Here is a 13,801-nt window from a genome sequence, read left to right as displayed (position 1 = left end):
CTCAGCGCTTGTCGGCTTTTTTGGCGATGGGCTTTCCTGACCAGTACCCGGCCAGCAGCGAACCGGACAGGTTATGCCAGACGGAGAACAGCGCGCCCGGCAGCGCCGCCAGCGGGCCGAAGTAAATTTTACCCAGCGCGGCCGCCAGGCCGGAGTTCTGCATCCCCACCTCGATCGCCAGCGTACGGCAGGTGGATTCATCAAAACCAAACAGACGTCCGCCCCAGTACCCGCCAAGCAGACCAATAGTGTTATGCAGGATCACCGCGATAATCACCACCAGGCCGACGGAGGCGATATGGGCGGCGGAACCCGCCACCACCGCGCTGATGATCGCCAGAATGCACACCATCGAGAAGGCGGGCAGGAACGGCTCTACCGCTTTCACCACCTTCGGCAGCAGATGATGGACAATCAGTCCCAGCGCGATAGGAATGACCACAATCTGCAGAATGCTGAGCAACATGCCCATGACGTCGACCTGAATATGCGCGTCGACGTACAGACGGGTGAGCAGCGGTGTCGCCACGACGCCGACGAGGGTGGAGACCGAGGAGATGGTCACCGACAGCGCCACATCCCCTTTGGCAAGAAAGATCATCACGTTGGAGGCGGTCCCGCTGGCGACGCTGCCGACCAGCACCATCCCGGCGGAAAGCTCCGGCGGCATATGAAACAGCAGCGCCAGCAGCCAGGCGGCGAGCGGCATCACCAGATAGTGCAGAAATATCCCCGCAGCGACCGGCGCCGGACGCGACAGGACGCGTTTGAAATCCTCCAGCTTCAGATGCACGCCCATACCGAACATGATCAGCATCAGCAGGGTGGTGACCCATGGGCCAATTGGGGTGAAGGTGGTGGGAGTGTAATAGGCCAGAACGGAGAGCAGCAGTGCCCATAACGGGAACAGCCGCGTCAGAGTTGCGAGCATGTTGTGTTCCTTGCGATACGCGAACCGGGCCGCGCCATCCCGATGGGCGGCGAGCAGGTCAGCTGGTTGTGTTGATGTTGTTATAAAAAAGCCGGGTTCGAGCCCGGCTATAGGTATTGTTTATCGTGCTAAGGAATTTTATTCAAACAAATTATGATGCAGCTTCTGCACAACCTTCTCCGCATCGTCGCCCGGCACCAGGAAGCACAGGTTGTGGCTGGAGGCGCCATAGCAGATCATGCGGATGTTAAACGGCTCGAGGACGCCAAAGACCTCTTTGCCGACGCCGCAGGCTTTCGACAGCTCATTGCCAATCAGGGCGACCAGCGCCAGATTTTCTTCCACTTCCACGCGGCACAGCGAAGAGAGCTCGGTCAGCAGCGCCTGGGTCAGCAGGGTATCGCCCGCAGAGGTCGAGCCGGTGGTGTCCATGGTCAGGGCCACGCTCACTTCGGAGGTGGTGATCAAATCAACTGAGATGTTATGGCGCGCCAGAATACCGAACACTTCGGCGAGGAAACCGCGGGAGTGCAGCATATTCAGGCTGTGCAGCGTCAGCAGCGTTTGCCGGCGACGCAGCGCCAGCGCGCGGAACAGCGGCGGGTTCTCGGTGGTTTTACACACCAGCGTACCGCCCGCTTTAGGCTCTTTACTGGAACCGACAAACACCGGGATATCGCTGCGCACTGCAGGCAGCAGGGTTGCCGGATGCAGCACTTTGGCGCCAAAGGTGGCCATTTCCGCAGCCTCTTCAAAGGCGATGACGTCGATGCGTTTCGCCGCCGGCGCGACGCGCGGGTCGGTAGTATAGATCCCCGGGACATCGGTCCAGATATCGACGCGGGTGGCATTCAGCGCTTCGCCGAGCAGAGCGGCGGTATAATCGCTGCCGCCGCGGCCGAGGGTGGTGGTGCGGCCTTTCGCTTCGCTGCCGATAAAGCCCTGGGTCACCACCAGGCCTTCCGCCAGGCGCGGCGCCAGCTGCTGCTGGGTCAGTTCGGCGACGGCGGCGATGTCCGGTTCGGCGCGGCCAAAGCGATCGTTAGTGCGCAGCACTTTACGGGCGTCAAACCACTGCGCCTGAATACCGCGTTCACGCAGAATTTCCACAAACAGCAGGGTAGACATCAGTTCGCCATGGCTGACCAGTTCGTCAGTCAGGGCGGTTGAGGAGGCGAGCGCGGCGGCTTCCGCCAGCGTCGTGATATTTTCCAGCAAGCGCTCAATCTCTTCGCGGATCACGTTGGGATAACGCAAACGCTCCAGAATATTGAACTGGATCTGACGCAGAGCGTCCAGCTGGGAAAAACGTTCGGTGGGTTCCAGCCCTCCCGCTAAGGCCACCAGAATGTTGGTCACGCCGGCAGAGGCGGAGAGCACAACAATACGGGTATTGGCATCGAGCAGCGCCACATCGATGCTGCGGTTCATTGCGTCAAAATCAGCAACGCTGGTGCCGCCAAATTTGGCGACGACTAGATCTGTCATAACAACCTCGTGTCAGGGGGCCTGACTTATTAAAACGATTCCTGAGCACCGATCCTGGCAGGGGCTGGACGCCGCCGGATCGCAACAAAATGTCTTAATAAGCCAGGCCAAATTATTCAGCCATGGCACAAGGGAAGAGCGATAAACAGGGTGGCGCAGAGTGATAAACAACTACGATGTCACCCAGAAGTGCTCCACCTTGTAGACCCGACTCACCGCTTTGGGCGCTGAGGTGTTCGGGTATGAAACGCCCGACTGCGAACGTTTCTGGTGACAACCCAGGGGATTCAGCCCCTGTGGCCGGCGAGGAGCGTGACCAGACGCTCTTTCACCTCGGCGTTGCTCCCCCTCACGTATCTTCCCCGGACTGGTTCCTCCAATACGGTTACCTGGGCAACGCACCTCTTCTGGCAATTACTGACGTCTTTCACCTGGCCGGGGGAACAGGGACATTATATCCCCCGCGAATACCCTTTCGCTGTAGCGTGAAATGCGCGAGCAATAGATACCTACCAATACGTAAGCACTGCGGATATATAAAGGCTTAACGCCAGCTATGTCAACGCTGCGGTTATGCGGATTTTTCATGCCTCTGCGGCTAACAGAAAAAAGCCTTATGATAGCTATACTAATGGGGCTTTTTACTCCGTTTTGACCCGATTCCTGACCGGCGTCAGGGTCAAGTCACAAAAATCATCACAATTTTCCGTCACCGGCGCTACAATCGACCGAAGTCACAATCTCAAATCAGAAGAGTATTGCTAATGAAAAACATCAACCCAACGCAGACCTCTGCCTGGCAGGCATTACAGAAACACTTCGACGAAATGAAAGATGTCACTATCAGCGAGCTTTTCGCCAAAGATAGCGACCGTTTTTCTAAATTTTCCGCGACGTTCGACGATCTGATGCTGGTGGACTTCTCCAAAAACCGCATCACTGAAGAGACGCTGGCTAAACTGCAGGATCTGGCGAAAGAGACTGACCTGGCGGGCGCTATCAAGTCGATGTTCTCAGGTGAGAAGATCAACCGCACCGAAGACCGCGCGGTACTGCACGTCGCGCTGCGTAACCGCAGCAATACGCCGATTGTGGTTGATGGCAAAGATGTGATGCCGGAAGTGAACGCTGTGCTGGAGAAGATGAAAACCTTCTCCGAAGCGATTATCTCCGGTAGCTGGAAAGGCTACACCGGCAAACCGATCACAGACGTGGTTAACATCGGTATCGGCGGCTCCGACCTCGGTCCTTTCATGGTGACCGAGGCGCTGCGTCCGTATAAAAACCACCTCAACATGCACTTTGTCTCTAACGTCGATGGCACCCATATCGCCGAAGTGCTGAAGAACGTGAATCCGGAAACGACTCTGTTCCTGGTGGCGTCCAAGACTTTCACTACCCAGGAAACCATGACCAACGCCCACAGCGCGCGCGACTGGTTCCTGGCAACCGCGGGCGACGACAAGCACGTGGCGAAACACTTCGCCGCGCTTTCCACCAACGCGAAAGCGGTTGGCGAGTTCGGCATCGACACCGCCAACATGTTCGAATTCTGGGACTGGGTTGGCGGCCGTTACTCCCTGTGGTCGGCGATTGGTCTGTCCATCATTCTCTCCGTGGGCTTCGACAACTTCGTTGAGCTGCTGTCCGGCGCGCATGCGATGGATAAGCACTTCTCCACCACTCCGGCGGAGAAAAACCTGCCGGTGCTGCTGGCGCTGATCGGCATCTGGTACAACAACTTCTTCGGTGCGGAAACCGAAGCGATTCTGCCGTACGACCAGTACATGCACCGCTTTGCCGCTTACTTCCAGCAGGGCAACATGGAGTCCAACGGTAAGTATGTTGACCGTAACGGCCACGCGGTAGACTACCAGACTGGCCCAATCATCTGGGGTGAGCCGGGCACCAACGGTCAGCACGCGTTCTACCAGCTGATCCACCAGGGCACCAAAATGGTACCGTGCGATTTCATCGCTCCGGCTATCACCCACAACCCGCTGTCTGACCACCATCAGAAACTGCTGTCTAACTTCTTCGCCCAGACCGAGGCCCTGGCCTTTGGTAAATCCCGCGAAGTGGTTGAGCAGGAATATCGCGATCAGGGTAAAGACCCGGCGACCCTGGAGCACGTGGTGCCGTTCAAAGTGTTCGAAGGTAACCGCCCGACTAACTCCATCCTGCTGCGTGAGATCACCCCGTTCAGCCTCGGGGCGCTGATTGCCCTGTACGAGCACAAAATCTTCACCCAGGGCGCGATCCTCAACATCTTCACCTTTGACCAGTGGGGCGTTGAGCTGGGCAAACAGCTGGCTAACCGCATCCTGCCGGAGCTGAAAGACGGCAGCGAAGTTAGCAGCCACGACAGCTCTACTAACGGCCTGATTAACCGTTATAAAGCCTGGCGCGCATAACGCTTGCGCAGCTAAGACGGAATGCCGACCCTTTGGTCGGCATTTTTTATTTATAGCCGCCGCAGCAGCCTCGCTGGATTCCCCGCCCACACGCCTTTCTCGGTAATGGACTTCGTTACCACGCTGCCCGCGCCTATCACCACCCCATCGCAGATGCTGACGGCCAGAATCGTGGCGCCGCTGCCGATCGACACGTCATCGCCAATCTCGATCCGCCCCCAGCTGGCGCGGTCGGCGTTTGGTTTACCCTCGCGAAACAGGTCGTTGGCAAACATCACGCCGTGACCGATAAAGCAGCGCTGGCCGATGGTGACGTACTCGCAGATAAAGGTATGGGATTGAATTTTACTGTTCGCGCCGATGCGGGTATTCCCCTGGATCTCAACGAACGGCCCGACGAAGACGTTATCGCCGAGCTGGCAATCATAGAGGTTGGCGGGCTGGTAAATAACGACATTTTCCCCACAAACGACGTTACGTACGCCGGTATCACGAAGCTCAGGCATAGTTCCTCTCAAATCGGTTTGGCCAGAATATGTAAGGTGCTTTGCTGGCTGGCGGAGTGGAAAGTCGTGTCTCTGATGTGCTGCATCCCCTGGCGTTCGTAAAAACGGCGCGCGGCGGGATTCGCGGCGAGTACTTCCAGCCACAGCCAACTTTCACCGGCCGTTTTTGCTCGCGTCTCGACGGCGTGAAAAATATGCTCGCCGTAGCGGTGGCCAGTCTTCCCCGGCATCAGGTAGAGCTTATGCAGCAGCGTACCAATCTTGCCGTCGTCAGCCATTCGCTGCTGATAGCTATATTTAGCGAAACCAACAGGAGAGGGGGCTTCGGCGATGAGCCAGTGTTGGGTCGCATCCGCAAGACTCCGACGTAGCGCATCTTCGGCATATTCTTGCTTAAGAAATAACGCCAGTTCATCGGCATCGCGCCAGAGATGAGCAAAGTGGTGATGATAGCTGGCATAGCCCATCGCGCTAAGCTGGGGCGCGTCCTCGGGACATGCCTGTCGAATAGTTAACATGCTGCGTTCCTCGCGTCGTTCTGCGGCTATATTGCCTGTAAAGTGAACAATGTGGAACGACAAAAATCGGTGGGAGAAGGCTGGAGGCGCTCCCTCCAGCCTGGGGGTTAGCGGGCGAAAGCGATCGCTTCGATTTCGACGCCGGCATCTTTCGGTAACCTTGCTACCTCCACACAGGAGCGCGCCGGAAAGGCCGCCTGGTGTTCGGTAAAGAAGGCCTCGTAGGCGGCATTGATGGCGGCAAAATCCGCCAGGTCTTTGACAAACACCGTAGTTTTAACGATCTGCCCGACCGTGAGTCCGGCGGCTTCAACGATGGCTTTCACGTTCTCCAGCGACTGGCGCGCCTGTTCGGCAATGTCCTCGGGCATGGTGCCGTCCAGCGGATTAATCGGCAGCTGACCGGAGGTGATGGTCATCGCGCCGAGATTGACGCCCTGCACGTACGGGCCGATAGCGGCAGGCGCGTCAGCGGTGGTAATAATCATACGGTTTATCCTTCAAACGGTTACATAAAATAATTTAACAACACCAGCGAGCCGACGCCGCTCACTACCACCCACACCAGGCCTAAACGGAAGCTGGCGAGCGTGCAGATGATGGCGGCGATCACCTTCGGATTTTTTAAGTCGAACTCCATGCTGGAATTCACGCTCAGGATCTGAATGGTGATGATGGCCGGCAGAACGGTGACCGGCACGAAGCGTAGCGTTTTGGTCACCCGCTCGGACATCTGGATCTTGCCGGCCAGGCCGATAAACGAGAAACGGATGAGAAAAGTCACCGCGGCCATGCCCAGCGTCAGGGCGATAAAATAGCTATTACTCATTTTCCATCGCCTCCACTAACGGCATATCGGATTCGGTTTTTGCCATCTGCTTGCGCTCTTCCGCCAGGTCGACGCACAGGCCGGCGAGGACGCCAAGCACTGAGGCGACGACGATACCCAGCGAATAGGGTAGGACCACTAACAGCACGCCGGAAACGGCGGCTACAACCGCGGCGACGGTGCAGGCCTGGCTTTTAATTTGCGGCACCACGATGGCGATAAAGGCGGCGACCATGGCGAAATCGAGACCGTATTTCTCAATGTGGGGAAACGAGGCGCCGACCAGCGCGCCAAGAAAATCAGCTAGCACCCAAATCGCCCAGAAGGTAATCATCGCCGAACCATAAAAGAGATATTTTTCCTTTTTATTTCCTTCCATCTCTTTGACGGTGGTGGCATACACCTCGTCGGTGAGCGCATAGGACATAAAGCATTTTTTAAAGAATGAAGCTTCGCGCACGGTGCCGGAAATAGAGGCGCTATACAGCACGTGGCGAAGATTGATAATTAATGTGGTGAAAATAATCACGCCGAGCGTGGCGCCGGTTTTTAACATATTCAGTGCCAGCATTTGCGCCGAGCCGGCAATGACGATCGCCGACCACGCCGTACTCTGCCAGACGCTCATGCCCGCGCTAACGCTTAATGCGCCGACAATAAATGAAAATGGAAAGTCGCCGATGCATAGGGGCATAATAGCGCTGGCGCCGCGGAAGATGACTTTTTTATTCATCTGCTATACCTGCTAATTTATAAATAATAGTGTGGGTAGAGTACGTTAATCGGGGCCTGCTCTTTCAGGCCCGTGAAATGGTATTATTTAGCGACCATAATGCTGATAATTTCTTTATCGGTGAGAGTCATTGGTTTAATCACCAGACGGCACAGGTTATTAATAGTCTGCTCGACATCGGCGCAGACAATACCGTCATTGGCGCCAGCGCAGCTATTTTGCATTGCCATTAGTACCGCCTTAAAGGCGCTGGATACCACTGACGAGACTTTCATCGCGCAGCTGTTGGAAGCGCCATCACAAATCATGCCGGTAATATCGCTGACCATATTAATAATTGCGGTATTAATGGTGTTGATGTCGCGGGTAAACAGCCATGCCATACCGGCGGCGGCGCCCATAGCGGCGGTTGAGGCTGCGCATAGCGCAGATAAGCGCGTATAACGAGAATGAATTGAGATGGCGGTGAGATGAGATAGAGACAAAGCGCGAGCCAGGGTCTCTTCATCGACGCCGAGATGCTCTGCAACCACCACTACCGGCATGGTTGCTGTAATGCCCTGATTGCCTGAGCCGAAGTTAGACATCGCTACCACCGGCGCGCCGCCCATGCGGGCATCTGAAGCGGCGACGGTGTTGATGATCACCTTGCTTAACAGATCGTTGCTCATCAGGCCGTTTTTCACTGCGTCAGAAAAGGTACCGTTAATGTTCAGGCCATATTTTTTTGTTTTGCCTTCTGCCGCCAGCGCGGAGTTTAAGCGCGCGGCGTCGAGAATAAAGCGAATATCATTAAAGTCGACGCTATTAATAAATTCGTAAGCCTGTTGTAGCGAGAAAGTGGGCAGCGTTTCGCGCTGGGTGCGCGTATTCTGTTTTTCGCTTAATGGCTGCGGCTGGCCATTAATATAAAGTTCGACCACGTTGGTGTGGGTTCCTTTGACCACGACACGACAGCAATTCTCGCCAGCAGAGAGGGTTAAATCGAGATGGATAAAATCCGGAGTCTCTTCGACGGCAATATCAACGGCGTTATTGGCGATCAGCTTCTGCGCCATTTCAACGTGTCGCGAAGTGATATCTTCCAGCGTTTTTAATCCCTTTTGCGGGTCGCCGCCAAATGCGCCAATTGCGGCTGCCAGCGGTACACCGCAAACGGTGGTGCCGGGTATGGTGACACCCATCGCGTTTTTATAAAGATTGGCGGAAATAAAACCGCTAATTTTAGTGCAAGGCTGATCCAGATATTGTGCGGCGTAGGCGGCCGCGAAGGAAATAGCGACGGGTTCAGTACAACCTAAAGCCGGGGCGACCTCTTGTTTGAGCCATTTTACGTACAGGGAAGCGTTATCGGTGTTCATAATGATTTAATGTCCAAAATTAAATTTTATTCAGCTGCGATAATGCTAAGACAAAAGATAAGAAAAAACTTACCCTAATAACCATAAAAAGACTGTGGTTTGGAGAAAAATTTTATCTTACGGGAGGTTTTAAGATATACCTGTTTCAAAAAGTAAACTTTTTATATTTCAGTTAGTTGGGCTGATTCGTTCTAAGCGTAATGGATGATTTTGTTAATCTGCTCACAGCGTTGCTGGAAGGACAATTTTCTCTTGTTCGTACTTTTCGAATCAATAGCCCGGAGATAGCGTAAGACGAAGGAATCATAGGTAGATCTGGATCACACTTTTGCGCTATACAGATCGACAACGTTCATGCATTTGAGGTGTCACTATGCCGTCGGTATATCGTCCGCTGGTTAATTTCGTTGCGAAGGCCATGCAGGCCGTGCTGAATCTGGCACTGCTGTGCCTGGGAATTATTCTGGTGGTGTTCCTGGGAAAGGAGACCCTGCATCTGGCGCACGTACTGTTTACGCCGGAGCCGGTGAGTAAGTACAAGCTGGTCGAAGGGCTGGTGGTCTATTTTCTCTACTTTGAGTTTATCGCGCTGATTGTTAAATATTTTGAATCCGGTTTTCACTTTCCACTGCGCTATTTCGTCTATATCGGTATTACCGCAATTGTGCGGCTTATTATCGTCGATCATGAGTCGCCGCTGGCGGTGCTCATTTACTCCGCGGCGATCCTGATCCTGGTGATTACGCTCTGGCTGTGTAACTCCAATCGCCTGAAACGCGAATAAAAAAAGCGGCCTCCAGGGCCGCTGACCAACAGTCACAAATAGAATTTATGTAGGGTCCAGTTGAGGATAGCAGTGGCATTGACCTTACTTTTTCAGCTGAGGGCGACGGCGACAATACCCGGTTGGGGTCGTGTATTGCGGCTAGACCGTCGGCCCTCCTCTGAAATTTGGGGCCGGTGTTACAAAAAAATTAACCTTTCACTCCACCCGCCGTCAGGCCATTAACCAGCCAGCGCTGCGCCAGCAGGAAGACAACCGTGATCGGAATGGCGGAGAGCACCGCCGCGGCGGCAAAGTCGCCCCACAGATAGTTCTGCGGGTTGAGATACTGTTGCATACCTACCGCCAGGGTATAGCTGTTCACATCGCGCAGCAGCAGCGAGGCGACCGGCACTTCGGTGATGGCCGCGATGAACGACAGAATAAACACGACTGCCAGAATCGGCACCGACAGCGGCAGCAGCACCAGACGGAAAGCCTGCCATGGGGTCGCGCCATCCAGCGCCGCCGCTTCTTCCAGCGAGCCATCGATGGTTTCGAAGTAGCCTTTAATCGTCCAGACGTGCAGCGCGATACCGCCCATGTAGGCAAAGATGACGCCGCCGTGGGTGTTGAGGCCGACGAACGGGATGTACTGGCCCAGGCGGTCAAACAACGCGTACAGGGCAACCAGCGACAGCACCGCCGGGAACATCTGGAAAATCAGCATCCCTTTCAGCAGGGTCGCTTTCCCCGGGAAGCGCATACGGGCGAAAGCGTAGGCGCAGGTGGTGGAGAGAGCGACGATACCGATCGCGGTGATCCCGGCGACCTTAATCGAGTTCCACAGCCACAGCAGGACCGGGAACGGCGGCGGCGTGACGCGGCCATCGGCGTGTTCGACGCTGAAGCCTAACGCCAGACGCCAGTGCTCCCAGGAGATGGTATCCGGGATCAGGCTGCCGGTGGCGAAGTTGCCTTCGCGCAGCGAGATGGCGATAACCATCAGCAGCGGAAACATAATCGCTGCGATAAAAATCAGTAGCAGGAGATGCGTGGTAAATAAACGTAGCTTCTGCGATTTGGGTTGGACCATAGCCATTATCGTTATCTCCCTTAATCAAACTTCATGCGCGTGGCTTTCAGATTCACAATCGCTAACGCGCCAACCAGCAGGAAGATAAGCGTTGCGATAGCCGCCGCCAGGCCGAAGTCCTGACCGCCGCCGCCTTCAAAGGCGATGCGATAGGTGTAGCTCACCAGCAGGTCGGTATAACCGGCCGGGGTGGTGGTGCCGAGACGGTCCGGACCGCCGTTGGTCAACAATTGAATCAGGACGAAGTTGTTAAAGTTAAAGGCGAAGCTGGCGATCATCAGCGGCGTTAGCGGCTTAATCAGCAGCGGGAAGGTAATTTTAAAGAAGTTCTGGAACGGGCCGGCGCCATCCATTGCCGACGCTTCGTACAGATCGTCCGGAATCGCCTTCAGCAGCCCCATGCACAGGATCATCATGTACGGGTAGCCCAGCCAGGTGTTGACGATGATGATCATGGTGCGCGCGGTGGTCGGGTCGCTAAACCAGGCCGGCTTAATGCCGAACAGCGTGCTGAGCATCATGTTGATTTCACCAAAGCTCTGGTTGAACAGCCCTTTGAAAATCAGAATCGAAATAAACGACGGTACGGCGTACGGCAGAATCAGCAGGACGCGATAAATCGCTTTGCCTTTCAGCGCTTCCCACTGCACCAGGCAGGCGAGGATCATCCCCACCGCGACGGTCAGCACCACGGTCAGCACCGAGAACACCACCGTCCAGACGAAGATCGCGAAGAACGGTTTCTGAATGCCTTCATCGTGGAAGACGCGGGTAAAGTTGTCCCAGCCGATAGTCACAGTGTAGCCCGGGCTCAGCTTCTCATTGCCCCAGCTGCCGTCGGCGTTAATTGACTGGTAGAAGCCGACGTCGTTGTTCGGGCGGTATTTAACGTGGGTCTGATTGTTGGTCAGTACCCCGTCTTCGCCGAGGGTATACAGAGGCTGGGTACCGGAGAACTGGCGCAGGGAGCTCATGATGACTTTGCTGTCATCCGGCAGCACAGCGGTCAGCTGGTTCAGCGCGGTGCGATTCTGGGTAATCACGCGCAGGTTGGCGCGCTCGCCTTCCGGCAGGGCGTCGGTTTCTTTTAACGCCAGCTTCTGCTCGCCGCCAAATTTAAAGGCGTCAGAAAGGTAGTTTTTACCGCTTTCGCCGTCGGTCAGCGCCAGCTTCCACTCGTCACCCGCAGGGATCAGCGTGAAATTATAGGCTTTGCCGGCCTGGAAGGAACGATCCATCAGCACCTGCTGCGCACGCTCAAAGGTCAGCTGGTTGGTGCTGCTGTAGTTGGTAAACGCGATAGCGATAGTGCAGATCAGCGGAAACAGGACAAACAGGCCCATGCCGGCGAGGCCGGGATAAACATAGCGCCAGGCATAAGCCTTGCGATTAGCGAAAATATACATGCCAACTGAGCTTAAAATCAGCGTCATGATGGCGAACAGGTACTCCCCCTGGGCGTACATCAAAACAACAAGGTAACCCACCAGCAGGCACAGTAAGCCAATCACAGACCATGTGAGTTGCGGGCTTTGCCACCAGTGTCTCTTTTTAACGGCATCCATGGGGATCATCCTCTACAGCGGTGAAAACTTATTTGTCAGGTGGCGCTTCGCTTGCCTGACCTACGGTCCGAGCCGTAGTGGTAGGGCGGGTAAGCGCACGCGCCACCCGCCGTTTTCTTACTTAGTGATACGGCTCTGTGCATCTTTCAGCGCAGCATCGACAGTCTGGCGACCGCTGGCGGCGTTGATAACCGCGGTACGAACGGCATACCAGAAGGCAGACATCTGCGGGATGTTAGGCATGATTTCGCCTTTCTGGGCGTTCGCCATGGTGGCAGCGATGCGCGGATCTTTTTCCAGTTTTTCCTGGAAGGATTTCAGCGCCACGGCACCCAGCGGTTTGTCGTTGTTAACGGCTTCCAGACCCTGATCGGTCATCAGGTAGTTTTCGAGGAACTCTTTGGCCAGCTCTTTGTTCGGGCTGGCGGCGTTGATCCCCGCGCTCAGCACGCCAACGAACGGTTTCGATGGTTTGCCTTTAAAGGTTGGCAGCAGGGTCACGCCGTAGTTAACCTTGCTCTTATCGATGTTAGACCACGCCCACGGACCGTTGATGGTCATCGCGGTTTCGCCTTTGTTGAAGGCCGCTTCCGCGATGGAGTAATCGGTATCGGCATTCATGTGCTTGTTCTTGATCAGGTCAACCAGGAAGGTCAGGCCCGCTTTCGCGCCTGCGCTGTCCACGCCGACGTCTTTCACATCGTACTTGCCGTTTTCAAACTTGAACGCGTATCCGCCGTCGGCAGCGATCAGCGGCCAGGTGAAGTACGGTTCCTGCAGGTTGAACATCAGCGCGCTCTTACCTTTCGCTTTCAGTTCTTTATCCAGCGCCGGGATCTCTTCCCAGGTCTTCGGCGGGTTCGGCACCAGGTCTTTGTTGTAAATCAGGGACAGGGCTTCGACTGCGATCGGGTAGGCGATCAGTTTGCCGTTATAGCGAACCGCATCCCAGGTGAACGGATAGAGTTTGTCCTGGAACGCTTTGTCCGGGGTGATTTCCGCCAGCAGGCCCGACTGCGCGTAGCCGCCGAAACGGTCATGCGCCCAGAAGATGATGTCCGGGCCGTCGCCGGTCGCCGCAACCTGCGGGAATTTCTCTTCCAGCTTGTCCGGGTGTTCTACGGAAACTTTAATGCCGGTGTCTTTTTCAAACTTTTTACCCACTTCAGCGAGGCCGTTGTAGCCTTTGTCGCCGTTAATCCAGATAACCAGCTTACCTTCTTCAATTTTTGCGAGGGCAGAGGCGGAAAACATCATCGTGGTCAGTGCCGACAGCGCGAGGATGCGAGCGCCAGTTTTGATTTTCATATACCCGTCCTTTTTGGTGTTGTACTCGTGGATACACTTCGGTGGCTTAACGATGATGAGTTTCCTTTTTTAACAACCCCTTTCCATCCTCCCCAGGTCTACGCCCCACCCGCTGGTTGTGTGATCTCCATTGCAAAAACGGCCGTATTGCGTCCTGGAGCACAGAAAAAAGCGCCCAATTTTGTCGCCTCCATCACGAAATCACGCTCCGCCCGCCATCCCCCGCGGCGAGAGCCAATCTCTCATCCTCCCATCTCCTCCCCCATAAAAAAGCCGGGGGGTGGAGGAT

At 55.4% G+C, this 13,801-nt stretch carries 13 protein-coding genes and 1 riboswitch; of the genes, 2 read left to right on the top strand and 11 right to left on the bottom strand.

Annotated features, from left to right (window positions below; genetic code table 11):
- Position 1 precedes the first annotated feature (1 nt).
- The gene (gene panS / locus KHQ23_RS07620) at positions 2-931 is read right to left on the bottom strand and encodes a ketopantoate/pantoate/pantothenate transporter PanS (RefSeq protein ID WP_002884627.1); all 930 of its coding nucleotides are present in this window, start codon (positions 929-931) and stop codon (positions 2-4) included.
- A 138-nt stretch (positions 932-1,069) separates the two neighbouring features.
- A complete protein-coding gene (gene lysC / locus KHQ23_RS07615; protein WP_004146591.1) occupies positions 1,070-2,419 on the bottom strand; it encodes a lysine-sensitive aspartokinase 3 in 1,350 nt (449 codons plus the stop codon).
- 179 nt (positions 2,420-2,598) lie between these two features.
- A riboswitch (Lysine riboswitch) is annotated at positions 2,599-2,834 on the bottom strand.
- A 349-nt stretch (positions 2,835-3,183) separates the two neighbouring features.
- Between lysC and pgi the strand changes: the two genes are divergently transcribed.
- Complete coding sequence (gene pgi / locus KHQ23_RS07610) at positions 3,184-4,833, top strand: glucose-6-phosphate isomerase (protein WP_002884631.1); 1,650 nt, start codon at positions 3,184-3,186, stop codon at positions 4,831-4,833.
- A gap of 50 nt (positions 4,834-4,883) precedes the next feature.
- Here pgi and KHQ23_RS07605 read toward each other — a convergent pair whose 3' ends face one another.
- The 6 genes from KHQ23_RS07605 to KHQ23_RS07580 form a co-directional block, all read right to left on the bottom strand.
- On the bottom strand, positions 4,884-5,339 hold the full coding sequence (locus tag KHQ23_RS07605; protein WP_004177857.1) for an acyltransferase: 456 nt from the start codon (positions 5,337-5,339) through the stop codon (positions 4,884-4,886).
- An 8-nt stretch (positions 5,340-5,347) separates the two neighbouring features.
- The gene (locus KHQ23_RS07600) at positions 5,348-5,857 is read right to left on the bottom strand and encodes a GNAT family N-acetyltransferase (protein ID WP_004177856.1); all 510 of its coding nucleotides are present in this window, start codon (positions 5,855-5,857) and stop codon (positions 5,348-5,350) included.
- A 107-nt stretch (positions 5,858-5,964) separates the two neighbouring features.
- On the bottom strand, positions 5,965-6,345 hold the full coding sequence (locus tag KHQ23_RS07595) for a Rid family detoxifying hydrolase (RefSeq protein ID WP_032433757.1): 381 nt from the start codon (positions 6,343-6,345) through the stop codon (positions 5,965-5,967).
- A gap of 20 nt (positions 6,346-6,365) precedes the next feature.
- Entirely contained in the window at positions 6,366-6,686 is a 321-nt protein-coding gene (locus KHQ23_RS07590; RefSeq protein ID WP_004177855.1) for an AzlD domain-containing protein, read from the bottom strand.
- On the bottom strand, positions 6,679-7,419 hold the full coding sequence (locus tag KHQ23_RS07585) for an AzlC family ABC transporter permease (RefSeq protein WP_004177854.1): 741 nt from the start codon (positions 7,417-7,419) through the stop codon (positions 6,679-6,681). Before KHQ23_RS07585 ends, KHQ23_RS07590 begins: the two co-directional genes overlap by 8 nt.
- 83 nt (positions 7,420-7,502) lie before the next feature.
- A complete protein-coding gene (locus KHQ23_RS07580) occupies positions 7,503-8,780 on the bottom strand; it encodes a serine dehydratase subunit alpha family protein (protein WP_047694036.1) in 1,278 nt (425 codons plus the stop codon).
- Positions 8,781-9,153: 373 nt separating this feature from the next.
- Here KHQ23_RS07580 and psiE point away from each other — a divergent pair, with 373 nt between their 5' ends.
- Positions 9,154-9,564: a phosphate-starvation-inducible protein PsiE gene (psiE, locus tag KHQ23_RS07575; RefSeq protein WP_002884721.1), complete on the top strand. Its 411-nt coding sequence runs from the start codon at positions 9,154-9,156 to the stop codon at positions 9,562-9,564.
- A gap of 190 nt (positions 9,565-9,754) precedes the next feature.
- On the opposite strand, the gene malG is transcribed toward psiE, so the two are convergent.
- The 3 genes from malG to malE all read right to left on the bottom strand — a co-directional run bounded on the left by malG (position 9,755) and on the right by malE (position 13,512).
- The gene (malG, locus tag KHQ23_RS07570; protein WP_002884725.1) at positions 9,755-10,645 is read right to left on the bottom strand and encodes a maltose ABC transporter permease MalG; all 891 of its coding nucleotides are present in this window, start codon (positions 10,643-10,645) and stop codon (positions 9,755-9,757) included.
- A 14-nt stretch (positions 10,646-10,659) separates the two neighbouring features.
- Positions 10,660-12,204 carry a maltose ABC transporter permease MalF gene (malF, locus tag KHQ23_RS07565; RefSeq protein WP_032435433.1) on the bottom strand — a complete coding sequence of 515 codons (1,545 nt, stop codon included), beginning with the start codon at positions 12,202-12,204 and terminating at the stop codon, positions 10,660-10,662.
- A gap of 117 nt (positions 12,205-12,321) precedes the next feature.
- Complete coding sequence (malE, locus tag KHQ23_RS07560) at positions 12,322-13,512, bottom strand: maltose/maltodextrin ABC transporter substrate-binding protein MalE (RefSeq protein ID WP_002884740.1); 1,191 nt, start codon at positions 13,510-13,512, stop codon at positions 12,322-12,324.
- Positions 13,513-13,801 lie beyond the last annotated feature (289 nt).

This window comes from Klebsiella sp. 64 (assembly GCF_018223915.1).
In the GTDB taxonomy this organism is placed as follows: Bacteria; Pseudomonadota; Gammaproteobacteria; order Enterobacterales; family Enterobacteriaceae; genus Klebsiella; species Klebsiella pneumoniae.
The sequence above is the reverse complement of the archived record's forward strand: the minus strand, read 5'-3'. Positions and strand labels throughout refer to the sequence as shown.

Excerpts from the sequence above, each read along its gene's own strand:
- panS (WP_002884627.1), bottom strand. The coding sequence starts at position 931 with ATGCTCGCAACTCTGACGCGGCTGTTCCCGTTATGGGCACTGCTGCTC.
- lysC (WP_004146591.1), bottom strand. The coding sequence starts at position 2,419 with ATGACAGATCTAGTCGTCGCCAAATTTGGCGGCACCAGCGTTGCTGAT.
- pgi (WP_002884631.1), top strand. The coding sequence starts at position 3,184 with ATGAAAAACATCAACCCAACGCAGACCTCTGCCTGGCAGGCATTACAG.
- KHQ23_RS07605 (WP_004177857.1), bottom strand. The coding sequence starts at position 5,339 with ATGCCTGAGCTTCGTGATACCGGCGTACGTAACGTCGTTTGTGGGGAA.
- KHQ23_RS07600 (WP_004177856.1), bottom strand. The coding sequence starts at position 5,857 with ATGTTAACTATTCGACAGGCATGTCCCGAGGACGCGCCCCAGCTTAGC.
- KHQ23_RS07595 (WP_032433757.1), bottom strand. The coding sequence starts at position 6,345 with ATGATTATTACCACCGCTGACGCGCCTGCCGCTATCGGCCCGTACGTG.
- KHQ23_RS07590 (WP_004177855.1), bottom strand. The coding sequence starts at position 6,686 with ATGAGTAATAGCTATTTTATCGCCCTGACGCTGGGCATGGCCGCGGTG.
- KHQ23_RS07585 (WP_004177854.1), bottom strand. The coding sequence starts at position 7,419 with ATGAATAAAAAAGTCATCTTCCGCGGCGCCAGCGCTATTATGCCCCTA.
- KHQ23_RS07580 (WP_047694036.1), bottom strand. The coding sequence starts at position 8,780 with ATGAACACCGATAACGCTTCCCTGTACGTAAAATGGCTCAAACAAGAG.
- psiE (WP_002884721.1), top strand. The coding sequence starts at position 9,154 with ATGCCGTCGGTATATCGTCCGCTGGTTAATTTCGTTGCGAAGGCCATG.
- malG (WP_002884725.1), bottom strand. The coding sequence starts at position 10,645 with ATGGCTATGGTCCAACCCAAATCGCAGAAGCTACGTTTATTTACCACG.
- malF (WP_032435433.1), bottom strand. The coding sequence starts at position 12,204 with ATGGATGCCGTTAAAAAGAGACACTGGTGGCAAAGCCCGCAACTCACA.
- malE (WP_002884740.1), bottom strand. The coding sequence starts at position 13,512 with ATGAAAATCAAAACTGGCGCTCGCATCCTCGCGCTGTCGGCACTGACC.